The organism is Salmonella sp. 5800 (assembly GCF_046558195.1).
Classification (GTDB): Bacteria; Pseudomonadota; Gammaproteobacteria; order Enterobacterales; family Enterobacteriaceae; genus Salmonella; species Salmonella enterica.
The window spans coordinates 240,634-266,097 of sequence record NZ_JBGDOX010000001.1; the positions used below are offsets into that span (position 1 = coordinate 240,634).

Annotated in this window: 24 protein-coding genes and 1 pseudogene; 9 read left to right on the forward strand and 16 right to left on the reverse strand. The window is 49.0% G+C overall.

Features of this window, described 5'->3' with window-relative positions; translation table 11 throughout:
- Positions 1-106 precede the first annotated feature (106 nt).
- Positions 107-979, reverse strand: coding sequence for a putrescine utilization regulator PtrR (gene ptrR, locus ACLJZ5_RS01215; RefSeq protein WP_000366535.1), 873 nt, complete (start codon positions 977-979; stop codon positions 107-109).
- 102 nt (positions 980-1,081) lie between these two features.
- On the opposite strand from ptrR, the gene sad reads away from it, so the two are divergent.
- From sad to ACLJZ5_RS01235, 4 genes are all read left to right on the forward strand, one after another.
- Positions 1,082-2,470, forward strand: coding sequence for a succinate-semialdehyde dehydrogenase (gene sad / locus ACLJZ5_RS01220; RefSeq protein WP_023233323.1), 1,389 nt, complete (start codon positions 1,082-1,084; stop codon positions 2,468-2,470).
- Positions 2,471-2,542: 72 nt separating this feature from the next.
- Entirely contained in the window at positions 2,543-3,469 is a 927-nt protein-coding gene (gene glsB, locus ACLJZ5_RS01225) for a glutaminase B (protein WP_000090081.1), read from the forward strand.
- Complete coding sequence (locus ACLJZ5_RS01230; protein ID WP_000992444.1) at positions 3,469-3,828, forward strand: DUF4186 domain-containing protein; 360 nt, start codon at positions 3,469-3,471, stop codon at positions 3,826-3,828. The genes glsB and ACLJZ5_RS01230 overlap by 1 nt, the downstream gene beginning before the upstream one ends.
- Positions 3,829-4,084: 256 nt before the next feature.
- Positions 4,085-4,999, forward strand: a complete 915-nt coding sequence (locus ACLJZ5_RS01235; protein WP_001670736.1) for a bestrophin family protein — start codon at positions 4,085-4,087, stop codon at positions 4,997-4,999.
- A 55-nt stretch (positions 5,000-5,054) separates the two neighbouring features.
- Here the strand turns inward: ACLJZ5_RS01235 and ACLJZ5_RS01240 are convergent.
- Positions 5,055-5,432 (reverse strand): annotated as a pseudogene (locus ACLJZ5_RS01240) (YybH family protein); the annotation flags it as partial.
- A gap of 501 nt (positions 5,433-5,933) precedes the next feature.
- Here ACLJZ5_RS01240 and ompC point away from each other — a divergent pair.
- The gene (gene ompC / locus ACLJZ5_RS01245) at positions 5,934-7,052 is read left to right on the forward strand and encodes a porin OmpC (RefSeq protein ID WP_023227492.1); all 1,119 of its coding nucleotides are present in this window, start codon (positions 5,934-5,936) and stop codon (positions 7,050-7,052) included.
- Positions 7,053-7,192: 140 nt separating this feature from the next.
- On the opposite strand, the gene hypA is transcribed toward ompC, so the two are convergent.
- From hypA to ACLJZ5_RS01290, 9 genes are read right to left on the reverse strand one after another with little or no spacing between them, the layout of a single operon-like run.
- A complete protein-coding gene (gene hypA, locus ACLJZ5_RS01250) occupies positions 7,193-7,534 on the reverse strand; it encodes a hydrogenase maturation nickel metallochaperone HypA (protein ID WP_000544772.1) in 342 nt (113 codons plus the stop codon).
- Positions 7,535-7,546: 12 nt separating this feature from the next.
- The gene (locus ACLJZ5_RS01255; RefSeq protein WP_024797877.1) at positions 7,547-8,434 is read right to left on the reverse strand and encodes an ATP/GTP-binding protein; all 888 of its coding nucleotides are present in this window, start codon (positions 8,432-8,434) and stop codon (positions 7,547-7,549) included.
- The gene (locus ACLJZ5_RS01260) at positions 8,422-9,483 is read right to left on the reverse strand and encodes a hydrogenase expression/formation C-terminal domain-containing protein (protein ID WP_024797876.1); all 1,062 of its coding nucleotides are present in this window, start codon (positions 9,481-9,483) and stop codon (positions 8,422-8,424) included. Before ACLJZ5_RS01260 ends, ACLJZ5_RS01255 begins: the two co-directional genes overlap by 13 nt.
- Before the next feature lie 17 nt (positions 9,484-9,500).
- On the reverse strand, positions 9,501-9,911 hold the full coding sequence (locus ACLJZ5_RS01265; protein WP_024797875.1) for a hydrogenase: 411 nt from the start codon (positions 9,909-9,911) through the stop codon (positions 9,501-9,503).
- Complete coding sequence (hypC, locus tag ACLJZ5_RS01270; protein ID WP_000334910.1) at positions 9,908-10,207, reverse strand: HypC/HybG/HupF family hydrogenase formation chaperone; 300 nt, start codon at positions 10,205-10,207, stop codon at positions 9,908-9,910. The genes ACLJZ5_RS01265 and hypC overlap by 4 nt, the downstream gene beginning before the upstream one ends.
- On the reverse strand, positions 10,207-10,815 hold the full coding sequence (gene hybD / locus ACLJZ5_RS01275) for a HyaD/HybD family hydrogenase maturation endopeptidase (protein ID WP_000852663.1): 609 nt from the start codon (positions 10,813-10,815) through the stop codon (positions 10,207-10,209). The genes hypC and hybD overlap by 1 nt, the downstream gene beginning before the upstream one ends.
- A 5-nt stretch (positions 10,816-10,820) precedes the next feature.
- Positions 10,821-11,564, reverse strand: coding sequence for a Ni/Fe-hydrogenase, b-type cytochrome subunit (gene cybH, locus ACLJZ5_RS01280; RefSeq protein WP_000924456.1), 744 nt, complete (start codon positions 11,562-11,564; stop codon positions 10,821-10,823).
- Positions 11,515-13,317, reverse strand: coding sequence for a nickel-dependent hydrogenase large subunit (locus ACLJZ5_RS01285; protein WP_000331200.1), 1,803 nt, complete (start codon positions 13,315-13,317; stop codon positions 11,515-11,517). The genes cybH and ACLJZ5_RS01285 overlap by 50 nt, the downstream gene beginning before the upstream one ends.
- A gap of 2 nt (positions 13,318-13,319) precedes the next feature.
- A complete protein-coding gene (locus ACLJZ5_RS01290) occupies positions 13,320-14,423 on the reverse strand; it encodes a hydrogenase small subunit (protein WP_001194448.1) in 1,104 nt (367 codons plus the stop codon).
- A 418-nt stretch (positions 14,424-14,841) separates the two neighbouring features.
- On the opposite strand from ACLJZ5_RS01290, the gene ACLJZ5_RS01295 reads away from it, so the two are divergent.
- Together ACLJZ5_RS01295 and ACLJZ5_RS01300 are read left to right on the forward strand one after the other, a co-directional pair.
- Positions 14,842-15,933: a choloylglycine hydrolase family protein gene (locus tag ACLJZ5_RS01295; RefSeq protein ID WP_000976508.1), complete on the forward strand. Its 1,092-nt coding sequence runs from the start codon at positions 14,842-14,844 to the stop codon at positions 15,931-15,933.
- A gap of 45 nt (positions 15,934-15,978) precedes the next feature.
- Positions 15,979-16,770: a FadR/GntR family transcriptional regulator gene (locus ACLJZ5_RS01300; RefSeq protein WP_000388417.1), complete on the forward strand. Its 792-nt coding sequence runs from the start codon at positions 15,979-15,981 to the stop codon at positions 16,768-16,770.
- Between the two features lie 58 nt (positions 16,771-16,828).
- Here ACLJZ5_RS01300 and ACLJZ5_RS01305 read toward each other — a convergent pair whose 3' ends face one another.
- The 5 genes from ACLJZ5_RS01305 to ACLJZ5_RS01325 all read right to left on the reverse strand — a co-directional run bounded on the left by ACLJZ5_RS01305 (position 16,829) and on the right by ACLJZ5_RS01325 (position 23,657).
- Positions 16,829-17,854, reverse strand: coding sequence for a zinc-binding alcohol dehydrogenase family protein (locus ACLJZ5_RS01305; RefSeq protein WP_000864928.1), 1,026 nt, complete (start codon positions 17,852-17,854; stop codon positions 16,829-16,831).
- The gene (locus tag ACLJZ5_RS01310) at positions 17,829-19,115 is read right to left on the reverse strand and encodes an MFS transporter (RefSeq protein ID WP_000824240.1); all 1,287 of its coding nucleotides are present in this window, start codon (positions 19,113-19,115) and stop codon (positions 17,829-17,831) included. Before ACLJZ5_RS01310 ends, ACLJZ5_RS01305 begins: the two co-directional genes overlap by 26 nt.
- 176 nt (positions 19,116-19,291) lie before the next feature.
- Entirely contained in the window at positions 19,292-20,848 is a 1,557-nt protein-coding gene (locus tag ACLJZ5_RS01315; RefSeq protein ID WP_077914003.1) for a PhoPQ-activated pathogenicity-related family protein, read from the reverse strand.
- A 69-nt stretch (positions 20,849-20,917) separates the two neighbouring features.
- Complete coding sequence (locus ACLJZ5_RS01320) at positions 20,918-22,159, reverse strand: MFS transporter (RefSeq protein ID WP_024797873.1); 1,242 nt, start codon at positions 22,157-22,159, stop codon at positions 20,918-20,920.
- Positions 22,149-23,657 carry an FAD-dependent oxidoreductase gene (locus ACLJZ5_RS01325; protein ID WP_000199415.1) on the reverse strand — a complete coding sequence of 503 codons (1,509 nt, stop codon included), beginning with the start codon at positions 23,655-23,657 and terminating at the stop codon, positions 22,149-22,151. Before ACLJZ5_RS01325 ends, ACLJZ5_RS01320 begins: the two co-directional genes overlap by 11 nt.
- A gap of 44 nt (positions 23,658-23,701) precedes the next feature.
- Here ACLJZ5_RS01325 and ACLJZ5_RS01330 point away from each other — a divergent pair, with 44 nt between their 5' ends.
- A complete protein-coding gene (locus ACLJZ5_RS01330) occupies positions 23,702-24,190 on the forward strand; it encodes a MarR family winged helix-turn-helix transcriptional regulator (RefSeq protein ID WP_001293634.1) in 489 nt (162 codons plus the stop codon).
- Positions 24,191-24,382: 192 nt separating this feature from the next.
- Positions 24,383-25,462, forward strand: a complete 1,080-nt coding sequence (locus tag ACLJZ5_RS01335; protein WP_024797872.1) for an S-adenosylmethionine:tRNA ribosyltransferase-isomerase — start codon at positions 24,383-24,385, stop codon at positions 25,460-25,462.
- Positions 25,463-25,464: the final 2 nt, after the last annotated feature.

Consider the following 25,464-nt stretch of genomic DNA (forward strand, 5'->3'; position numbering starts at 1 on the left):
TCGGGTTAGTTGCGAGAAGGTGAGACCGCGATCTTAAAACGTTTACTGGCGAAAAGACAATCATTTTGTGACCTGCTTCTCATTTACTTCGCAGGCCGTTTCGTCTTCAGTCGACGCTCGCCAGTTGGGCGTTAAGTAACTCGATAAAGGCCTCAAGCTGGCGCGTCATCGCCCCGCGCCGCCACATTAGCCAGGTGCTAAGCCAGCGCCACTTCTCCGCCAACGGCCAGGCCTCCACCTGATGATGTCCTGGCATACTGTTGAGCATACTTGCTGGCATCAGCGCAATACCTGCGCCGGCAATTACGCACGCCAACATTCCATGATATGACTCCATTTCGTGAATCGTACCGGGGGTCGCGCCATCGGCATGAAACCAGCTTTCGAAATGCCGTCGGTAAGAACAGTTGGCGCGAAAAGCATAGATGTTGCAACCATTCACCTCGCTGGCCCGCGAAACGACGGAATGGCCGTGTGGCGCGACGATCATCATCTCTTCCTGGTAAGCCGGTATACCTTCCAGCCCCGGATGCATTAGCGGGCCATCAATAAAGGCGGCGTTCAGCTTTCCTTCGAGCACGCCATCCAGCATGGCGCCGGAAGGACCGGTCGTTAACGCGAACTGAATTTTAGGGTAACGCTGGTTATAACCCGCCAGCAGCGCGGGGATACGTACGGCGGCAGTACTTTCTAACGCGCCGAGTGAAAACAGTCCTTGCGGTTCCTCTCCGGCAACCACCATGCGGGCTTCATCGACCAGCGCCAGGATCTGCTGGCTGTAACGTAAAAAGTTATGCCCGGCTGGTGACAGCCTGAGTCGCTGGTTTTCGCGAATAAACAGAGAGACGCCCAGGTCGGCTTCAAGCTGACGGATACGCGTGGTCAGGTTGGACGGAACGCGGTGTACTTTTGCCGCCGCCTGCGTAATGCTGCCCGTCAGAGCGACAGCGTTAAACATTTCCAGTTGCGTCAGGTCCATGGTTTTCTCAATTCGTGAATAGTCTGGTTAATATTATTCATTTTTCAGAAACGGTAAAGGGCGTCATGATGGTACAACTCCCCTGATAACGAGAGAAAGAACATGACCATGATGACTGCAACACAGGCGTTATCCGTGAATCCTGCGACCGGCCAGACGCTGGCGGCAATGCCCTGGGCTAACGCGCAAGAGATTGAACATGCGCTGAGTCTGGCGGCGAGCGGTTTTAAAAAGTGGAAAATGACATCGGTAGCGCAACGGGCGCAAACATTACGCGATATTGGTCAGGCGCTTCGCGCTCATGCAGAAGAGATGGCGCAATGTATTACGCGTGAAATGGGTAAACCCATAAAGCAGGCGCGTGCGGAAGTGACGAAATCCGCCGCGTTATGCGACTGGTATGCGGAACATGGCCCGGCAATGCTGAATCCTGAGCCTACGCTGGTAGAAAATCAGCAGGCGGTGATTGAATACCGTCCGCTGGGCGTCATTCTGGCGATAATGCCGTGGAATTTTCCTTTATGGCAGGTGTTACGCGGGGCAGTGCCGATACTGTTGGCGGGGAATAGCTACTTGTTAAAACATGCGCCCAATGTCACGGGTTGCGCGCAGATGATAGCCCGAATCTTGACGGAAGCCGGTACTCCTGCTGGCGTCTATGGATGGGTGAACGCCAATAATGAGGGCGTGAGTCAGATGATTAACGATCCGCGAATCGCGGCGGTGACGGTGACCGGTAGCGTGCGCGCCGGCGCGGCGATTGGTGCTCAGGCTGGGGCGGCGCTGAAAAAGTGCGTACTGGAACTGGGTGGCTCGGATCCGTTTATTGTACTCAATGATGCCGATCTCGAACTGGCGGTAAAAGCCGCGGTTGCAGGACGCTATCAAAACACCGGACAAGTCTGCGCCGCCGCCAAACGTTTTATTGTCGAAGAGGGCATTGCGCAGGCGTTTACCGATCGTTTTGTGGCGGCTGCCGCAGCATTAAAGATGGGTGATCCTCTGGTTGAAGAGAATGACCTGGGGCCGATGGCGCGCTTTGATTTGCGTGATGAACTCCATCAACAGGTGCAGGCTTCCGTCGCCGAAGGCGCACGGTTACTGTTGGGCGGGGAGAAAATCGCCGGGGAGGGCAACTATTATGCCGCGACCGTTCTGGCGGATGTCACACCTGACATGACGGCATTTCGTCAGGAACTTTTTGGGCCTGTTGCCGCCATTACCGTTGCAAAAGATGCGGCGCACGCCCTCGCGCTGGCGAATGACAGTGAGTTTGGCCTGTCGGCGACGATCTTTACCGCCGACGATACGCTGGCCGAGGAGATGGCGGCGCGTCTTGAGTGCGGCGGGGTATTCATTAATGGGTACAGCGCCAGCGATGCGCGTGTGGCATTCGGCGGGGTGAAGAAAAGCGGCTTCGGTCGCGAGCTTTCGCACTTTGGTTTACACGAATTTTGTAATGTGCAGACCGTCTGGAAGAACCGCGTCTAATCGCCCTGACGTCGCGTGGCGCCCTCTGCTATACTCGCAGGCCTTTTCAGACCTGCGAGCAAGGAGCATGTTGTGGCCAGGGCCATGGATAATGCAATTTTAGAGACGATTTTACAGCGCGTTCGCCCCCTCATTGGCCAGGGCAAAGTCGCTGACTATATTCCGGCATTAGCGTCCGTCGAGGGTTCAAAGCTGGGGATAGCGATTTGTACCGTGGACGGGCAGCATTATCAGGCGGGCGATGCGCACGAACGCTTCTCTATTCAGTCTATTTCGAAAGTGCTCAGTCTGGTGGTGGCGATGCGTCATTATCCGGAAGAGGAGATCTGGCAGCGCGTCGGAAAAGATCCTTCCGGCTCGCCGTTCAATTCGTTGGTTCAGTTAGAGATGGAACAAGGCATCCCGCGTAATCCATTTATTAATGCGGGCGCGCTGGTGGTATGCGACATGTTGCAAGGGCGGCTTAGCGCGCCGCGTCAGCGGATGCTGGAAGTTGTGCGCGCGCTTTGCGGCGTATCGGATATTACGTATGACGCTACGGTCGCGCGCTCTGAATTTGAGCATTCCGCCCGTAACGCCGCTATTGCCTGGCTGATGAAATCATTCGGTAATTTTCATCATGATGTGCCTACCGTGTTGCAAAATTACTTTCACTACTGTGCGTTGAAAATGAGCTGCATGGAACTGGCGAGGACGTTTGTCTTTCTGGCGAATCAGGGCGAGGCGTTTCATCTCGACGAGCCGGTAGTTACCCCCATGCAGGCCCGGCAGATTAATGCGCTAATGGCGACCAGCGGTATGTATCAGAATGCCGGAGAGTTTGCCTGGCGGGTGGGATTGCCCGCTAAATCCGGCGTGGGCGGCGGTATTGTCGCCATAGTGCCGCATGAAATGGCGATTGCCGTCTGGAGTCCGGAGCTGGATCCTGCGGGAAACTCTCTGGCAGGTATCGCCGCGCTTGAGCAATTAACACAAACGTTAGGACGTTCGGTATATTGATGAATGCGCTTGAACCGCTCTTTGCCCGCCTGGCGCGATCGACATTTCGTTCGCGTTTTCGTCTCGGGATAAAAGAAAAACAATATTGCTGGGATAAAGGCGCGGAGGTGATTGATAAACACGCCGCCGATTTTATCGCCCAGCGACTGGCGCCAGCTCACCCGGCGAATGATGGTAAGCAAACGCCGATGCGGGGCCATCCGGTATTTATCGCGCAACATGCGACGGCAACCTGCTGTCGTGGGTGCCTGGCGAAGTGGCACCAGATACCTCAGGGAGAACCGCTGAGCGAAGCGCAGCAACAGTATATTGTCAGCGTTATCCATTACTGGCTGGTCATACAAATGAATCAGCGGTAGGGCAGCGCGTCGTTGCTGACGCTTTCCCTGATAAATTACCCTCATACCACTGATAGCAGCCGTTGACCGTCATATATCTCATGCGCTGAAGTGCATATTTAGTTACAACATACAGTTGGTTGTTTTTTTTCAACGCCTGTCAGCACTGTGCAAAAAAATGTTCTACAGGGCAGGGAACCCGTGTATCGCCAGAAGCTTGCAACCTTGATCTGGATCACGTTTAATGACAGTGCTTTTTCACCTGCTGAAGATAATCATGATCGTTAGACCACAACAGCACTGGATTCGCCTGATATTTGTCTGGCATGGTTCCGTGTTATCTAAAATCTTTTCACGACTGCTCCTTAACTTTCTTCTTTCTATCGCCGTTATTATCATGCTGCCCTGGTACACAATGCTGGGTATTAAGTTTACCCTTGCGCCGTTTAGCATACTGGGCGTCGCTATCGCCATTTTTCTGGGGTTTCGCAATAATGCCTGTTATGCGCGTTACGTCGAAGCCCGACATTTGTGGGGGCAGTTGATGATCGCTTCACGCTCAATATTGCGTGAGGTGAAAACAACCTTACCTGATGAACGCGGTATCGAGGATTTTGTTCGGTTACAAATCGCTTTTGCCCACTGTTTGCGTATGACATTGCGTCGACAGCCTCAGACGCAAGTTTTGGGCAACTATCTTGACCAGGAGGCGTTACAGAAAGTTGTCGCTTCCCATTCCCCCGCTAACCGTATCTTATTGCTGATGGGAGAGTGGCTGGCGATTCGCCGCCGCAGCGGAAAGCTTTCCGATATTTTATTTCATAGCCTCAACAACCGTTTAAATGATATGTCGTCAGTGTTGGCCGGCTGTGAACGCATCGCCAACACGCCGGTGCCTTTTGCCTATACGTTAATTTTGCATCGTACGGTTTATCTTTTCTGCATTATGTTGCCATTTGCACTGGTGGTTGATCTGCACTATATGACACCGTTTATTTCGGTGCTTATTTCTTATACGTTTATCGCGCTGGATGCGTTAGCGGAAGAGTTGGAGGATCCGTTCGGTACTGAAAATAATGATTTACCGCTGGATGCGATATGCAATGCGATAGAAATCGATTTACTGCAAATGAATGATGAAAGGGATATTCCGGCAAAACGGATACCGGATAAACGCTATCAACTGACCTGAGCTCGACTTAACTGGCGCAGAATGTTCATCTGCGCCATAACCTGAAGAGCAAAGCTTAATAGCCTTCTCCAACGCCGGTTTTTGCTGGACCGGAGTAGTGGACATGAACGATTCGCCATCCTGTGTTTGGTATCTTCGCCCACACCTGGCTTTCGCGGCCTGTCGTGTGTTGAGTCTGCCCATTATCACGGCGTACCGCGGTAAAATGCCAGTCGAACTCTGCAACGGCGGCATTGCCATACACATGAATAGCAGGGGGAGCGTCCAGTTTTAATGTGCGTTTGCTGAAGGTTTTACCCATAGTGGCGCCATAAAAATTTTCAGCGATCTGCGACCATCCGCGTTCGTGACCGCGTGGATGAATAAAACTGGTTTCCGGTGAAACATAAAAGAGCTGCTTGCCTAACGTTGGGTCTGCCTTATCTATTGAATAAAATTACCACTGGTAAATAGTTAATCTTATGAATAGTGATACACAAATGACCGTTTGCGCTATGTGATAATTAACCATAGTAAAAATACACGAAGCGAAGAAGTGCTATTTCAGTAGTACTGATATTTTCATAACGCTAATTTAAAAATAAATGTAAACGTAACAAATTATACACAAAAATAAGAAGGACTGTGGCCTCAACTGACTTGATTATGATTCCGTCTTAACGAATGTCAGCCGAGTGTTCAGTGCCATTCTCGCCCTGGCATCCTCGACCGTAAGCCAGTTTTCTACGGGTAACCCCCTTGTTATTACAGCAGAAAACAGGGCACACCATTGGTGTAGCCATGCTTAACTTGCATTTTAACATCACTAATACATAGCAAGCTAATATTACACTTTGAAACTTAACGCACGGTAATTGTTAGTGATATTGTCCTGGACAGTTCCGCGAGCAGGCTTTGCGGAAAGTCCAAAAATAAGACAAATAAGGCATATAAAATGAAAAAAGTAGTGGTGTTATCTGCGGTAGCCGCAGCCGTGATGATGGCTGGAGCCGCCAACGCAGCAGAAATCTATAACAAGGATGGCAATAAACTGGATTTGTATGGCAAGGTCGACGGCCTGCATTATTTTTCCAGTAATCATAGTACGGATGGCGATCAATCTTATATCCGTATGGGTATTAAAGGCGAGACTCAAATTACCGATCAACTAACCGGTTTTGGACAGTGGGAGTATCAGGTCAACGCCAATCGTCCGGAAGATGGTGACTCCAGCGGTTCCCCGCAAAGCTGGACGCGTCTCGGTTTTGCTGGTTTGGCATTTGCCGATATGGGGTCTGTTGATTATGGTCGTAACTATGGCGTGTTATACGACATTGGTTCATGGACTGACGTACTGCCTGAATTTGGTAATGATTCGTATGAAGCTTCCGATAATTTTATGACCGGACGCGCGAATGGCGTTCTGACTTATCGCAATAATGATTTCTTTGGTCTGGTTGATGGTCTGAATATTGCGTTGCAGTATCAGGGTAAAAATGACGGCCTGTCGAAAGAAGGCGATCCTTTAAGTAATAATGCCAGAAAAAGTATCGCGTACCAGAATGGCGATGGTTTCGGGGCATCAGCGACATATGATTTGGGCATGGGGGTGAGCCTGGGGGCAGCCTATACCAGTTCCAAACGCACGCTTGACCAGATAACGCAAGATAAATACGACAATGGCGACCGTGCTGAAGCCTGGACTGGCGGCGTGAAGTATGATGCCAATAATATTTACCTGGCGGCAAACTATACCCGTACTTATGATATGACCTATATGGGCGATACATTGGGCGGCTTTGCACATAAAACCGATAACTGGGAAATGGTAGGGCAATATCAATTTGATAATGGCTTACGCCCGTCACTGGCGTTCCTGCAATCCAGAGCCAATGATGTTGATGGACTGGGTTCGTTCGACCTTGTGAAATATATTGATGTGGGTTCCTATTACTACTTCAATAAAAATATGTCCGCGTATGTTGACTACAAAATCAATCTGCTAAAAGATGGCAACCCATCGAATCCTAATACAGACAACACCGTGGCGCTCGGCTTAGTCTACGAGTTTTGATAAAACTTGCTGATTAAGACAGTTTAGGGATACCCTCCTTTTCCCAAAACTGTGTCACTGCTTAACCTTTATTATTGTTAATTTATTCTTTTATTATTTCAGGACGCTTCTGGCGTCCTTTTTTATTGACTATTCGTTGACTATTCGACTTCGATCTCGCGAATGCGCATTCTGCTACTGTCATCTATCTGCACTTTACCTGAATGACAAAAGGGGCAACAGAGTGTGGACGTTTGAGAGGTGAAGGGTTGATTACAGGACAGACACCAACCTTGCGCCGGTGCGATAGTAATGTGGAAACGCGCATTGTCAGCAAGGGTATGACGAGCGGCGACGTCCAGGCCAAAATGCAGCGCCGGCACCTCAACACAGGCCATAACGCCAATCTCCAGCCAGACTTGCTTTACCTTGCTGAACTGGTGATTTACTGCCTGTTCCTCCAGCAATTCGATAATATTTTGCGCCAGGGCTAATTCATGCATGGGCCAGCTCCTTCATTCAACAATATTTACGGCGACACAAGGATCAATTACCTGTAACTGTTGCGCCCACAATGAGAGTGGAATAGTGGCCAGTTCGCGAGCAATGACGCCGTCAGATTGGGCGTGACGTGTGGTAGGCGAGATAATACGGTAATCAAGAATATTGCCTGACGTCGTCAGTCTGGCCTGATGAACTAACCATCCTCGCGCGGTTTCCACTACCGCTATTTTCCATTCGCCATCATCAAAACGATTCCAGCGCAGGGTAGGAAGGGCGCTCAAACTTCGGGCGAGCGTAACGCAGCGGGCCAGCAGACGTAGCGCAGTCGTTTTTCCGCTAAGACAACAGGCTGACAGTAGCGGATATTCGATAGCCAGAGGCGAGACATCCAGGGGACCATGGGTTATTAACGTATGGTCCGGGGACGACGCCATCGGTAGTGTAGGTGTAATGATATTCTGTACTGCCGCCAGCCAGCGGGCGGCTTCAGAACGCTCTTGCAAAAACCAGGCTTCCCAGCCCTTTACGCCAGCGGCAAGCCAGGTCTGAGGATCATCGTCAAAAAAGATTGTGCTTGCCAGCGGGGATAACTCTCCGCGACGTAACAACGCCCATTCTTCAGCGGTTGCCTGTCGGTGGCTAAACAGGGGGAGCCAGTCGGTCAACGCGCGACGGAGCGTTTCTCGCGCCAGCTCTTGTTGTGCGGCCTGCATATCTGGCTTCTCTTCAGGAAACAACAGTAAAGCCGCCGCTGCGCTGTGCGCCTGAGCGCACAACGTAAACAAACGTGAAATAAGCGTTTTTGCGTACACCGGTGTTGCGCCCTGTAACAAACGACCGATCGGCGCCTCCTGCCAGATAATCCGTAGCGGGTGAGAATAGACGGTCAATCTTTGCACGAATTATTACCTTCATCGATCACCATAAACCCGGACTTACTGGTTTCGCAAACCGGGCAGCACCAGTAATCAGGTAACTGGCTGAAGGGCACGCCGGGTGGAATTTGCCATACGTCATCGCCCAGCGCAGGGTCGTAAACCCACCAACATACTTTGCACTCCATGCGCACCACTGGCTCATTTTCTGTGACCGGGTATTCTTTCAACCATTCCAACATATTTTTTAGCCCCGCGTAGGCATCTTCGATATCGTCGATGCCTGCAACGGCGATATCAGGAATGTCCGCTATCTCAATCATATCTTGCAGTAATGTGTTCATATCATTGAAATAATTGACCCGCCATACGCCGGGAAAATGCGTGCTTACAATCCGGCATTTACCATATCCGCGTGAAAAAATAGCGCTACAGCCTTCGCCTAAAAAATGATCCAGATACTCGCGATCGGCATCGTTTACTGGCAATAGCGTTAAGTTAATGATATGCGGCTCTTTTACCGGCTGTTTTACGCGCTCGGCTATTTCATGCGCGATAAAGGCGCCATTCATCAATCCCGCCGGTTGTGGCGGCAATTCTGGTGTAATCGGCGGCTGCGGATGCGTCTGCCAGATGCTCTCCGGGATCGGGCCAATGATAATTTCATCGGCAACCCGTTGCTGGTCAGCGTTATATTCACGTACACGCCAGACGCCCGTAAAAACCGTCTCCTGAATACGCTGTTCTTTTCCATCGGATAATAGTACCCGGGCGGATATTTCACCTTCGCCGAGCAGTTGATCCAACAAACCGCTATTCTGTTGCTCAGTGGCATTCAGCTTATAGCTCAGGGGAAAGGGGAGCGTTGCTACCGGGTTATCCATATCGCGAATAAGCGTAGTCAGGATGTGTCTGGCAACACGAAGCTCAGCGGGCAGCGCCTGTTCCGGTAAAACCGGCGTCAGTGGGAGATTAATGCCGGCGGGGATAGGAAGAAAGTTAAAGTCTTCCTCTTCTGGCTGCGAGCCTGGTCCAGCAATATTAACGACTGGAATAGTTCTGGAATGATTCACGTGTGTTACCTTTCATTCTATTGCGTAATAACGGGAATATCCTGACGATAGCCCGGTGTGGTCAGCAATGCGGCCACCTGCTGAGAGTATTCTTGCCAGCTATATAATCCCGCCAGACTGCCGACAAAACGGTGCTGGCGAAAGAAAAGCAGCGCCGGATATTTCAGAATGCGATACTCCCGGGCGATCAGTTCACTCTGTTCGCTATCCGCAAATGCCGCGGTATAAGACGTCGCCGGAAATTGCTTGAGGAGCTCCGGGATGATGACCCAACTGTCGGCGACTTCCGGATGTTTGTTGGGGTCGCTTTGCAGCAAAACCAGCAGAGTCGGATGCGCATTAATCAACGACGGGAGCGTTTGCGCATCGGTAACCAGAAAGCCTTTATCCGCCAGTGGACAAACAGGATTTTGGGGTGAGATAGTCATTTTTTTAAATGCTCCGGTAATTCAGGCGTGCGAGACAATAAATCGGCAAAACCGGTCAGCGGATCGCTTTGCGTGAGCATGGCCTGTTCCAGCGAGTCCAGCGCCGCCAGTACCTCAACGGCTTCCGTTTCGTCCATTTCCCGTCGCGCTGCGCCGCCAAATGTCAGCAGCCATGCGCCTGCTAAGGGGGGAGCCACAAGCCGAATATCAACGTCGATAAGCTCGCCATGTCGGTCGCGGCATTTGGCGAACCACTGACCGGGTGAAATAACCTGCACAGGAACGCCGATACACATTATGATTTCTCTCTCTGTAGCACCCGAATATCGCCGACCCGGCAAGCGCTTTGCGCATCTGGCCGTTCATCTTCGTAGCGTTCCATACACAGGCTGTAATGATTGAGTCTTTCAGTGGGCAAGGCCGCTGAAGAGGCGGTGATACCCCATTGCGCCAGCACTTCCTGCGCGAGACAGACCGCAGGCATCAGTTGCGCCTTTACCTGCGGCGTAAGACTTCCGCCATAGTCATCCAGACATTCCGGCTGCACGCCAATCAGCACAATCTCCGATAACTGGCCGCCGGTTAATTGCAGCAATGCCAGCACTTCAGAAAAACTGGTCTGATGTAAACTGAGTTTTTTCGCCGTCAGATAGGCGGGAACCTGTTCATCACGAAACATCGCCAGCGAACCTGGCGCCATACCAAAATCGATAGCATCCATGATTAACAGTTTTTCGGTCTGTTGCAGCCAGGGCAGCAGCGCCAGCCCCTGCGTACCGCCATCAACAACGTCAACTTTCTCGTTATCGGCATACTGTTCAAACAGCTTTTCCGCCGCTCTGACGCCGAACCCTTCATCTGCCCAAAGCAGGTTGCCAAGCCCTAAGATTGTTACTTCTGCCATTGTTATCACCTGAACCAGCGCCAGCCGCTTATCATGACGGAGATCACGCTTTGTCGGCTCATAATGTCTTCACGGATAGCGGTATAAACATGCGCAATGACGAAGGCGATAATGAACCACATGCCCAGCCGGTGCCAGAAATGCAGCGCGAGGCTATCGTTGCCAGTCAGGCGAATCATCCAGCCAAACCATTGATACGCCCAACTGTCTGTTCCAAGCCCTTCGCCATAGAGCGCAAAGCCGCTACACACCATCAGTACGGACATCCAGAAATAGAACATTACCGCCAGTCCCGCTACCGGATTATGTCCATAGTAACGATGGGCCTCTTTTTCGAGGAAAAAATACCAGCGGATTTCGCTGATAACGCCTTTGCGCCAGGCGCGGCGCCAGAACGGAACCAGAAACATCTCCCTGGCGTACTCATTGCCGACACATGCCCAGTAAATACGAAACAGCAGCGCGACAGTAAAAATATACGCCGTGGTAAAATGGATCAGTCGTATCCAGCCCATCCAAAACATAAAGGTCGCTTCACCTTGAATCGATGGCAGGGGGCGGCCAATGAAATATCCTGTAACAGCCAGGACGACAATGGATAACGCCGTGATCCAGTGCCATAAACGGACCGGCGCTTCATAGATATAGTACCCCTGGCTGGTTATTTCTTTGAGATGCATTGAGACCTCCGAATCGTCGTCATCGTACCTGAACCCTGACCAGCTCCCCTCCATGATTATCAATAACATGGGTGGAGCAGGCCAGGCAGGGATCGAAGCTGTGCAGAGTACGTAAAATCTCCAATGGTTGATCGGGAACGGCGAGTTTAGTCCCCATTAACGCCGCTTCGTACGCGCCAATTTGACCTTTATCGTCACGTGGCCCGGCATTCCAGGTTGTCGGTACCACACACTGATAGCTGTCGATTTTCTGATTTTCAATTTTTATCCAGTGCCCCAGCGCGCCACGCGGCGCCTCGCTGAAACCAACGCCTTTTGCCGATGTAGGCCAGGTATCGGGTTCCCAGAGCGTGACGTTTGCCGTCGCCGTATCGCCGGACTTGAGGTTACGCATCAGACGATCGAAGAAATATTGCAGCGTATTGCCTGCCCATACGGATTCCAGTGCACGCGCGGCAGTACGTCCTAATGTAGAAAAGAGCGCTTCTTTAGGCAGCTTTAATACACTAAGCAGTTGATCCACAGGTTCTTTAAATTCCGGTTTATTTTGATGATATCCAATCAGATAACGCGCCAGCGGACCTACCTCCATCGCATGTCCCTTCCAGCGCGGCGATTTAATCCATGAATATTTAGCGGACTCATCCACCTGTTCGATAAAGGTTTTTGTGCCTTTATAGTGTTCGCCCATGACCAGTTGCGGTTCGGTCAGACCATCCCACGGATGCAGGCCCTTATCGTTATTGCCGTTACCATAGGTATACCAGGAGTGAGTGACAAACTCCTGAATCTCATCGGGGGCGGTTAAATCGACAGGATGAATTTCGTCGAAACGACCGTTAATAATAGCCCCACGCGGAAGCAGAAGATTACTGGCGGAATAATCGTTAGGGTTATCCGGAAACTCGCCATAAGCCAGCAGGTTCATGCTCGATAACCCGCCGCCGATTTTTGCCCAGTCTTTGTAATAACTGGCAATCAGCAAGACGTCCGGAAGATAAACCTGTTCGCAGAACTGGCGAGCTTTTTGGATGATGGAACTGACAAGGTTCAGGCGTTCCATATTCACTGCGCCGACCGCGCCCGTTTCGTCAAGGTTGATGGCGCAAGGAACGCCGCCCACCAGCCAGTTAGGATGCGGGTTTTTACCACCGAAAACGGTGTGAATTTTTACGATCTCTTTTTGAAAATCGAGCGCTTCAAGATAGTGGGCGACCGCCAGCAAATTGGCTTCCGGCGGAAGTTTCATCGCCGGATGTCCCCAGTAGCCATTACGGAAAGGGCCAAGTTGACCGGACTCGATAAACCGCTTCAGTCGATTTTGCAAATCGCGGAAATATCCCGGCGAGGATAGCGGCCATGCGGAAAGGCTTTGCGCGATGGCGGAGGTCTGATGCGGGTCGGCTTTCAGGGCGGCAACTACATCGACCCAGTCCAGCGCGTGCAGATGATAAAAATGCACCAGGTGATCGTGAACGTGTAGCGTAGCCTGCATCATATTACGGATACAGTTTGCGTTGTCAGGAATCGCGATTCCCAGCGCATTTTCTACGGCACGGATTGAGGTCAGAGCGTGTGTACCGGTGCAGACGCCGCAAATGCGTTCAACGAATGCCCAGGCGTCTCGCGGATCGCGACCTTTCAGGATAACCTCCAGGCCGCGCCACATGGTGCCGGTCGACACGGCGTTAGTAATGACATTATTACTGTCGATATTCACTTCGCAACGCATATGCCCTTCGATGCGAGTAACCGGATCGACCACAATTCGCCGTCCGCTATTGTCCAGCGTAAAACCCTGAGTCTGATAAGGATATGCCATAATTATTTTTTCTCTTCCGGAGCGTTTTCTGATGACGTGTTGTTTTTATTGCGGGCGTGTTTTATGGCGCTCACCGTGGCGTGAGCGATGGCGGCAGCGCCCGCGACGCCGGCAACGCCCAGTCCGATTTTATCGGCGGTAGCTTCAATGCCGGTTTGCGGAATGCCCGTTGCCCGGCTGTAAAAAGAACCGTAATCCCAGAATCCATCTTCCGAACATCCGAGGCATCCATGACCCGACTGGATAGGAAAAGACACGCCATCATTCCAGCGAACGGTTGAACAGGCGTTATAGGTGGTCGGGCCTTTACAGCCCATCTTGTACAGGCAATACCCTTTTCTGGCGCCTTCGTCATCCCACGCTTCCACAAACTGACCGGCATCGAAATGCGCGCGTCGGTAGCATTTGTCATGAATTCGCTGGCCATAAAACATTTTTGGTCGTCCAAGACGATCAAGGGGAGGGATGCGATCAAATGCCAGCATATAGGTGATAACGGCGGACATCACTTCAGGTATAGGCGGGCAGCCTGGCACTTTAATAATGGGTTTATCGGTAATTAATTTGTGAACCGGCGTGGCTTTAGTTGGGTTGGGGCGGGCTGCCTGCACGCAGCCCCATGATGCGCAGGACCCCCAGGCGATAATCGCTTTAGCATCCGCGCTGACGCGTTTTAACTTCTCCAGGAACGGCTCGCCAGCCAGTATGCAAAACATCCCATCTTCATTCAGCGGCGCGTTACCTTCCACGGCAACGATATAATTTCCTTTGTACTCACGCATCACATCCGCCAACGCCTGCTCGGCTTGTTGCCCTGCGGCGGCCATAATGGTGTCGTCATAATCCAGGGAAATGAGCGACAAAATGGCATCTTTTGCCAACGGGTGCGCAGAGCGAATGAAAGATTCGGTACAACAGGTACATTCAAGACCATGCAGCCATATCACTGGCGTACGCGGTTTATTCTCCAGGGCATAAGCTATCTGAGGAATCATCGAACTGCTCAGGCCTAAAGACGTTGCGGTAAGGCTGCAAAACTTGAGGAAGCTACGCCTTGTCACGCCGTGTCTACGCATAACTTGATAAAATGTATCTTGTGTTTGCATAACGTTTATCCCAAACCACTATAGTTAGTGTGGGCATCATATGTTGCATTTCTTGTCTTTCTCAACGTGTTTTAGTAGCAATTATGTTTCTAATTCGTAACAACCGATTACATGTGTGCTACTCACATTACTCAAAAACATAAATTAATTTAATGTTATTGGTGATGTGGAGTAAATATAGCGTTGTTATGGTATCTCTTAATGTTGATAAGATTTATTTATAACATGATGGGATTTTTTTAAATGGTCACACGGATAACGCGTTTCATGTTAGTTCGCTGTGTTTAACTCTCCTTTAAACCCGTCAGTTAAATTTATTAGCTTGTAAAATAAGATCACAATTAATTACGTGCTGCATAACCATTGATAGGTTTAATTTAATATATTCATCCAATCCATTTTTACAAACAAGGAGAGCATGATGAAAAAAAGTAAAGCAATGTTATTTATCGCTCCGGCGCTGTTTTCATACGCCATGGCTGCACAGGCCTGCACAACCCTTGCTATTCAGGATAAACAAGGCGATATTTTTCATGGGCGTACGCTGGAATATATGCAGGATTTACCCTCATGGTTAACGTATTACCCGGCGGGAACACAGTTTGATAAAAAAACGCCGGATGGCAGCCAGGGGATAAGCTATCAGGCGAAGTATCCGATACTGGCCATTACTTCCACCATTACTGATGGCGATAGCAGAGACATACTTGAAGGCATGAATAGCGCGGGATTGTCATTTAGTGAAAACATGATCATGAATGCGCAGTTGCCGCCATTGCCCGCGAGTGAATATAAACAGGCAATTCCTGTCACCTCGTTGGGAGAATGGGCGCTGGCCCGTTTTGCTACTGTCGGCGAGGTAAAACAGGCAATAAAAGAGGGCAAATTCTGGTCACCGGAACTGCATCGGTTTGGCGATCTGAAATCGCCATTTCATTATGCGTTTTACGACAAGAAAGGAGGAAGCATTGTCGTTGAAGTGGAAAATGGCAAATTCCATGTCTATGACAATCCCACTCGCGTGATGACAAATGGTCCCGCATTCCCCTGGCATCTGACAAATCTGAATAATTATACGCAATTAACCAATGTGGACCGCTCTTCAGGCACACTGGGCGGGATAAAAGTGATGCAGCCTGATAGCGGGATTGCTATTGCAGACTTGCCATCGTCCGATACGTCGGTTTCCCGTTTTATACGCGGCGTTTATTACACCACATATGCACCGCAAGCGACATCCGCCCACGATGCAATGAATACGCTTGCGCATATTATGAGCCGTTTCGATCGTCCGAAAAATATTACGGTTGATTATATGGGGAGTGAAGGGGAAGGCAACGCCACCCGCAAACCGGTCTCAGAATATACGGTCTGGACAACGCTGTCTGACTTAACGCACGGTGAGATGATGGTGCGCGGCTACAATGATATCAACTATAAAACCTGGTCTCTTTCTCAGTTTAAGAACGCGACAGCGCCCGTGTTCGAGAAAATCAACGTCAAAGGATAAATAGCTCATCTCGGTTTAGTTTCCCCGGTAGTCTCGGCGAAGGTAATGGAGGCTACCGGCGGTTGCTTCTCTTTATCATGCACGGTAATTAATTATCACGATCACCAGCGCCAGGATGGTATGCTAAATCCATTCAAAATCCCCTGGATATGGATTGGAGGGCGCATGGTTATACCTGAGGTCAGGCAGGAGAGGCTCTATCAGAAGATAGCCAACCTCATCATTAAGCTGATCAATGATAATATTTTTCCACCGGGAACTTTTTTACCGCCAGAACGCGAACTGGCAAAACAGCTTGGCGTGAGCCGCGCCTCCTTGCGAGAAGCCCTTATTGTACTGGAGATCTCCGGATGGATCGTGATTCAGTCCGGTAATGGGGTTATCGTTTCAGATAAAAAACACCTTGCCAGCGACTATACCATCGAAGAAATTCTCTCTACTCGCGAGCTGGTCGATAGCCATTGTGCGCGCTTAGCCGCACAAAACGATAACGTTGACGTCATCAATCAAATAGAGGCGATTTATCATCGTATGGATCAAGCCATTAACGATAATAACGTCCACGGCTTTTACTCGCTGGATAAAGAGTTTCACCTTGCGATCTCTGAGGCCAGCCGTAACCGGGTGTTGTTCGATATGTCCCGTATGTTATGGGAACAACGGATTAATATCCCTTATGCTGGGCTCGATGAGCAGTCTGGAGACAGAAATGTTTTACTTAATCTCAACAAACAACATAAAGCGATAGTGGATGCGATGCGACAGTCTGATGCTGACAGCGCCTATGAGGGATCGCTGGAACATTTACGCTATGTGAGAAAGATTGTCGGCGGCTAATTTTGTCGATGAATAACACCGCATGGCGGTCATGCCATGCGGTGGAGCTTGCCGTAAATCAATGGAAAACAGCATTAATCTTTAAGTAGCGCTCCGGATAGCGATCAAGTTCTTTAACTGCATCAGGGATCTCATCAAGATTGACGACCTTACTGACAACATCTTGCGGATTAATCTCCAGCGTTGACAGCATGCGTAATGCCTCATCAAATTCACCGGCACTGGTGCGGGAGCCGCGTAAATCCAGTTCTTTGTAGGTGATCAGGTTCGTCGGCAGCGACGTTTCCTGTTTTGGCCATCCGGTAAACGAAATACGACCAGCAAACGATGCTAAATCAAGCGTATTTCGAATAGCGCTATTTGCGCCGGAGGCTTCTATCACGACCTGCGCCATGGTGCCGTGGGTGATATTTTTAATAGCGTCGATAACCTGATCGTCAGCGGCGTTCAGCACATAGGGAACGCCAAGCTTTTGCGCATAGCGTAGCCTTTCTTCCACAATATCGATCAGAATAGGCGTTGCCTTGTAATGTCGCGCGCTTAATGCCGCCATAAGACCAATGGCCCCCGCGCCGATGATGGCAACATATTCCCCGGCCTTAACGTTTGCCCGGTGCAGCGCGTGCAGAGCGATGGTCAGCGGTTCTGCCAGCGGCGCCATTTCAGAAGGCACGTTATCTGGAATTTTATGAATTAAATGTGCGGGATGAGTAACCACCTCCTGCATTGCGCCATCGACATGCACGCCAATGACGTTTAAATTTTCACAACAGTTAGTTCTGCCGACAGAGCAAGGGTAGCAGTGACCACAATAAATATAAGGGTCAACAATCACGCGGTCGCCTTTTTTAATATTGTCCGGCATTCCGGCGCCTTCCTGAAGAACAATTCCGGTCACTTCATGCCCAATAATTCTTGGGTAAGTAACCAGTGGGTTCGTTCCACGAAAAGCCCCGATATCCGATCCGCAAATGCCTGCAGCATCAACCTTAATTAATACTTCATTTTCTTTCTTATGGGGATAATCCACCCAGCGGGTTTCAACTTCACCAGGCTTATTAATGAACACAGCTTTGACTTTCATTGGCTTTGAATCCTTTACTTTTTACAAACACGAAGACCAACAGGCTTGAAACGATAGCGATAGCACCAGCCAGATAGAACGCATAGTCATATTTACCGCTAAATTGAACGATAAAACCGGTGACAAGCGGACCGATAATGCCGGATATATTAGCCAGGCCATGCATGGCTCCGCCGACGCTCCCTACCTTATCTTTATGAACAACATCCTGAATAACCGCCCAATAAATTGGGCCCGTTAAATAGAGCAGGAAGAGTGAAACTGACATGAGCGTAATTGCGCTACCAATAGTGCTAACAGTACCGGAAACGGCAACACATACCGCCGCGCCTGCCAGACATACGCCCAGAATAAGTCGACGTGAGAGCAGAGCATTACCGGTAATCCGATAAATTACATCAGAACAGACGCCGCCGAGCACCATACCAATGGCACCGATGACCCAGGGAATTACCGTGGCGATACTAATTTCTTTAATATCGAGATGTAACGAATGGTTCAGGTAACTTGGGAACCAGGTCAGGAAGAAAAAAAGAATATAGTTGTAGCTGAAAAAAGCCAGAGTTGTCGCCCATACCATTGGTTGTTTCATGTAATAGCCGAGTGAAGGCGTAGCCCGGCCATCATCAGATAAAATAACGTCCTCATGATTTTCAAAATCAATGCGTTCTTCCGGCGCCAGGCGTTTACTCATTGTTGGCTTATCGCTAACGATAAAGTACCACAGTAGTACCCAGACCAGGCCAAATAAGAAAATAATGCCAAATGCGGGGCGCCAGCCTAAGGATAACGCCAGCAGGCCCACTATCGGCCCGGACACCGCGCCGCCGAGCGGGGAACCGGCGCTAAAAATTCCGATCGCCGTGGCAGACTCCTTTCGGGAAATCCAGTTATTGATGATTTTATTTCCGGCAGCGCTGACCGGTCCTTCAGCCATACCGAAAAGAACGCGCACGATAAGCATTGTCCACAATCCGGTGACCAAACCAGTTAAGCCACAAAATACAGACCATAGTAACGCTGCGATGAGAAAAACCGTTTTTGGTCCAACTTTATCGCTGGCCCAGCCACCAATAAAATTAAACAGGGCGTATCCGATAAAAAATGCGCTGAAGATCATTCCCATCTCCGCGGCGTTAAATCCTAACTCCTTTTCGATCAAGGGGGCAGTTATCGACAATGCTGAACGATCCATATAGTTGAGCATGTAAACTATAAATAGAAGAAAAACGATAAGCCATCCCATTGTTTTTCTTTTCATGATTAATCCTCTTATTGTGGTCTAGCGGCCTGACCACAATATTTTAAGGTTATTTTCAAATCACCTCTCTTGTGGTTAGAACGTGATCAATATAACAAAAATTTATCGCAGAGGATTTTTATCCATCGCAAGTGTGATGGATAAAATTCTTTAAAATCAGTCAATTACTTGAAAATTCAATCGGGACTATCGTTTTCCCCTAATCCACGCCCCGGTAACGTTTGACATGCGGCGTTAACGGAAGGTGGTGCTGTCTGTGGGTATTTTTCATCGGGCGTAATATAAACCTGACTCGTGGCGACATAGCCATCATTAAAAGTGGCTTCGATATAGGTAGCTTCCCAACCTGTCTTCGGTTCATTTAGCGTAATACTGATCTTATTGTTGGCGGGAATATCTATTGTAAGCGGCTGATAGCGGATGCCACAGGCATAACGAAAATCACGCGCATTTGGATTGTTGGCTGTCCAGCGAACGACTTTTACCGGCGCTTCTGAGAAATAGACCGTAAGAAGATGGTGGTGAATAAGGCCGATCAACTGTGGTAATGTTTTTTTACTTTGAAACCTATTAATAAATGGAACGAGGCTTTCTTCAGCGAACTGGTTAATTGAGTAGTGGTTCATATTAGGCACTATACGTAATGATTTTACGCCAGGAAGTTTGCTATAATAGAAGCGAGTATTGTCTGGTACGAAAAAATCATCGCCGCTTGCATTAATAATATATTTCGGTATTGCAAGGCGGGGTTGATAAATAGTGTTGAGATATCTTAGAGGATCTATTATTTGCCTTAGTTGGGTAAATGTGGAGGATTTTATTTTCTCATCTATGCCTTGCTGGTAGTAGGGGTAGAATGTAATGGGCCAATTCCCACCGTATGATTGATAAATATGCTCAAGTGAAGCATCAATATCAAGTAGATCAATGGCGAAGGGAACAATTGCTTCAACATCAGGATCGGCAATAGCTGACAACCAGGTGGTCCACCCACGCTTTGAAATACCTGTAATGATAAAGGAGTTTATATTCCATTGCGTTAACTCCTTTTTTGCTAATCTCATCGCTTGCGATATGGCAGTGACCATAGGAATATTTAAAGGCATTAACTCACGTTGCTCCGGCGCTTCCATAAATAATGCCCAGCTTCGGGAAACGCTCTCGTCCTCTTTCAGTGGTTTTTTATCATCCTGAAAGGTTAAATATTGGTTAGGTATATCACTCACTGATATTACGATGGTATTCGTATCACGGGAGATGCTTGCCAGTGTTTCCTGGGGGAAATCACCAGCTTTACTGGGGATTTGTACGCCTTTTTCATAATTAATTCCGTTGTTTACAACCACCAAAGCATGGTGCTCTTTTGCCGTTTCAGGGATATAAATATCAACGTTATGTCGCCATTGCGCAGGGGTTACCATGTCATCTGGCGACCAGTGTTGCGATAATAACTCATAGTGTCTGACTACCACCTGTGCTAATGGAGCTATATTAATCAAGGTATATTTTAACGGTGTGCCTGAAATCTTCTCCCGGTAGTCGGGGAGAACATGAGACAAATCACACTCCGGGCTGTTTCGACAAAAGAAGATGTTGTTATGAAGTAGTGTATAAACTTTTGTAGAAATAAAAAACAGTACGATAACAACGAGATATATTTTTTTCATGCTTTCCCCGCGCGTTACAAGGGCAAATGCCAGCCAGCATAATTTCCATAAATACCTCTTAAACATTCAATATAAGTACAATACTTTTGATAAATAACGGAAGAAGGGAACAATAATATTTGTGACGTTGTCACATTATTCTGTTTCTGGTTTCACTATTAGCACTGAACTTTTTGAAAGGTAAATCATTGCCGTCACCAGACCAATAATGGCGACAGAGATAGCTATACCGATCCAGACGCCGTACAGGGCATACCCCAGGACCAATCCGCCCAATACGGGGGATATAAAATCAGCGATTGCGATTAATGCCTGCGCCGTTCCGATGACGATACCTTGTCGGGCAGGCGATACATGGACGGACAAGCCGGCAAGATAAGTGGGTTTGGCTAGCGCATCAGCGATGCTAATACAAACGATAGCAAAAACAAGCACAGGTATGGTCGTGGCGATACCCGCAGTGAGAAATCCAGTACAAAGAAGGGCGAAGATGAGGATAATTAGCTTTCGCTCCGAAAAATATTGGCTCACCCAACCTAACAGAAATAGCTGAACGAAAATATTAATAACCCCGTCCGCCATTAACAGATAGCTTAACGCTTTTGGCCCAAAGGGAAGCCCATTCCAGATGAAGGTGTCAGAAAGAAAAACAGGTAATTGTGAAGAGTACATGCCATAGGCGAAGAAATGACAAAGCATTACGATGATTAAGACGCGAAGGACTGGCATCTTTAAAATAGCGCGGGCAGAGAACGACGCTATTTTATCTGTGGTACGTGATGTTGTGGAAGGGTCTTTTAACCCCCAAATCGCGACCAGGGCAGACCCAAGGACAAGTATAAAGGCGGCGTAGATCGGCGCGCCCAGACTGATACGCGATAGCCACCCGGAAACGCCTGCCCCGACAATACCGCCTAAACCAATGCAGCCTGTGAGGATACCGATTGCCTGACGCCGATTTCTGACGTGCGTACAATCGGCAATATAGGCTGCGGCGGCTGACAAATTCCCGGCGCTAATGCCAAAAAGCGTGCGGGCGAGCAGGATAAACAGGATACATTGCGCGTTGGCGAGTAATAGTAAACTTATCGCCGCAATAGCCAGCGTGACAATCAGTATTCGCTTGCGGCCAACGCGATCGGAAAGGTGGCCAATCAGGGGCGCTGCACAAAATTGGCTAAAAGCCTCAGTGGCGATGATGATTCCAATGATAAGCGGCGAACCGCCCATCTCGCGGATATAAAAAGGCAGTACCGACATCACAGCCGCTGTACTGGCGGCGTAAAGGCCGACAAGCAGGAAAACAGGCAAAATACGCCGCTTGTTGAGCGGGGTGATAGTTTCGCTGTCGGTGTTCTCATAGACATTAGTATTCATCTTTAATCCCTATGGCAAAACGAGAGAGATAATTTTCAATATCGTTGCTCTGTTTGCCGTGAAAGAATGCGCCGACATAGCCATCGGGTCGAATCACCACGCATTGACCCGGCGCCAGATGATAGGATTCCCGGAAGTGCCCCAGGGTATCGATGAGCTCGTCCTGCTCGCCAATGTGATGAATACGCAGTCCTCGCCGCGCATCGATGACCTTACCGTGGGTTTCGTAGGCCAACAGATTCCAGTCCGGACCTTGTAGTAACTGAAATAATCGTAATGATTGGCCGCCGGCGCCCAAAAGAGGAGCATCCGGAGCTCTTTCTCCCGCTTGTAACCCATGCTGACGTTCGGGCAACGTGTGGGCTAAGGGGGAGTCGGTATACTGGATGTCAAGTTGTTGAACGTCGCGTTCTCGTTTGATGCCACCCTGTTTTTGAGAGTCAAGTAATCGGGTCGAAAGGTGGAGCAGTGATTCGGCTACCGGGCGGCGTTCCTGTTCATAGCTATCGAGAAGCTCTTCTCCTGCGCCCCGCAGCGAGGCTGCCATTTTCCACCCCAGGTTATAGGCATCCTGGATGCTGGTATTTAATCCTTGCCCACCCGTCGGCGGATGCACATGAGCGGCATCACCGGCTAAAAATACCTTACCCACACGGTAATGTTCCGCTATGCGCGCATTCATCTGGTACTTCGATACCCAGGGAATCGAATGGATGCGAACATCCGTCCGCCCGATTCGTTCAGTAAGAAAAGCCGTGAGCACGTCGGCTGAGAAATTCTGCGAGTCGTCCGGGGCCAACAACGCCTGGATTTGAAAGAGCTGCGTGCCGGCGAGAGGGCAAATCGTTATCATCCGCGTCATATCGCCATCGTTAAAATGGTGCCATACATCCCGGTTCAGACCGGAAAGTGAAGCGTCAGCCACAAGCGCATGGATTCCCAACGTACGACCGGGGAAGCTGACGCCTAATTTTTTTCTGACAAAGCTTCCGCCGCCATCCGCACCTATCAAATAATGCGCGATGATGACCTCTTCTCCAGCCGGCCCGGCAACATACGCGGTGACTGTGCGTGGGGTTTGCGCAAAATGTCGTAACTCGCAGCCGAACTCCACCCGATGTCCCCATGCTTTTAATTGCTCTCGCATAATCGTTTCTGTCACGTTCTGTGGAACCATCAATGGCAGATGGTAGGGTTCGGCGTGGGTCGGTTTTGTATGATGCGCAATATCTGAATCTACATAGCTTCCGTCGTGACGGTAGGTTCGTAGTCGGGGATAGAGCCCGCCGGCGGCGACCACTTTATTGAGTATTCCAAGATCCTCGAAGATTTCTTGCGTTCGCGGCTGAATACCTTTACCGCGGGAGCCGATAAAAGGCGTCGTTCTTTTCTCAATCAGGCGAAATGAGACCCCGTGACGCGCCAGTTCGATGGCTAAAGTAAGCCCGGTAACGCCAGCGCCGCAGATCAGTACATCTGTAGTGGTGTATCTTGTCATCGTCTCTCCGATATGTGTATTATGCACATAAGAGGAGACATGCTATGTCAGAAAATAAAAATGTGCAAGATACACATATTTCCGAGCAAATGAAGGCGCTTCACGGTGCGTTGATTCGCGTGGTAAGCGCGCTTAACCGGCCTCGTAATGATGAGAAATTAATTGCAGAGGCGGGGATTCAACTCGATCGTGCGCTATTTTCGATCCTTATTAGTATCGAACGTTTAGGGCCGATTGGCGTTGTTGAGTTAGCCGAACGTGCCGGTCGTGATTATACGACGGTAAGCCGACAGGTCGCCAAACTGGAGAAGCTGGGGTTGATAATACGGCAGCATAATGCCATCGATCGTCGTATACGCGAGGCCGTTATTTCCCGGACAGGAAAGGCGATGACGGAGCGTATAGACGCTGCGCGAGAGCAAATGGGCAAAGTTGTTTTTAAAGACTGGCCTCAGGATGAACTTGATGTCTTTGTTCGGTTAATGCAAAAGTTTGCCGATGCAATGGATAGCGATGCTTCAATGCCGGAATAAGCAAAAGAAAAGGGCGGTCAAATCCGATCGTCCAGCTTAATATCGGTATCTGACATTGATTAAATAGCCAGCAAAGTAAATATAATAACAACATTTATCGAGTTAATTTTCACCCTTTGAAAGGCCAACGTATACTGCAGAATACGGCTATATAACAATCGCCGTATCAATGGTTTTTCAAAGGGTAAATATATGCTTACCGAAAAATATGATTTTCGCATTACCGATCAGATGACTATCCCACTCAGACCTCATTGGATAGCCAATGATTCATACAGGGAAAAGTGTAAAATGCTTGTCCTCAACCGGAGTAAAGGGGAAATTCATAAGGTAGACTTTAGTAAAGTAACAGATTATATCAAAGAAGGTGATGTAATCTGTTTTAACGACAGTACTATAATAAACCATATGTTTATCTGTAAAACAAGACAGAATAGGTTAATTAAAATTGTTTTAGAGGGATTTTTACCAAATAATAGAGTAATTATTTCCGGACTTTTAAAAGAAAGGCTTAACGCGAATGATGTTTTCTATTTGGTTGATAACCCTGAAATTTCCATTAAGATAGAGCAAAAGTTTAGCGAAGAGAGCCAGTACCGGGCCGTCGTGGAAAATCATGAGGCCTTAATTTGCTATTTAGCCAGTCATGGTGAGCGTCTTGATGAGTATGTGGATTCCAGCCTATTTTATAAATATCCAGATGCTTACCGTTCCGTTTTTTCTAAAAAGTATGGTTCTTTGGAAATACCTTCTGCCGGCATTCATTTTACCTGGGATCTTATCCAAAAAATCAAAGATAAAGGTGGGTTAATATCCTTCATCACTTTACATGTTGCATCAACAGAAATGTTGTCCAACAGAAAAATACAAACAAAATGTGTAGAGGAAGTGACTATCAACGAAGAATACTACGAGGTTCCGCAAGCAACAGCGGATATCATTAATACTGCGAAGCAAAATGGCGGACGTATTTTTGCCGTAGGAACTACCGTTACACGATGCCTGGAGTCCGCGTATTCGAGGGAACACAATTGCCTCAAAGCAAGTTCTGGCTGGACTGCGCTTTATATACATCCAGGCTATCAACTGAAAGTGGTTGACTGCCTGCTAACGAACTTACATCAGCCAAAAACGACGCATATGGTGTTAACTGGTCAGTTTGCTGGGGTTGATCTACTCATGAAGGCCTATGCCTCAGAAGATATCCAGTCATGTCAGTTCGATATGTTTGGTGATTGCATGTTAATCATACAGGATGAAGGGCAGGGATGAAT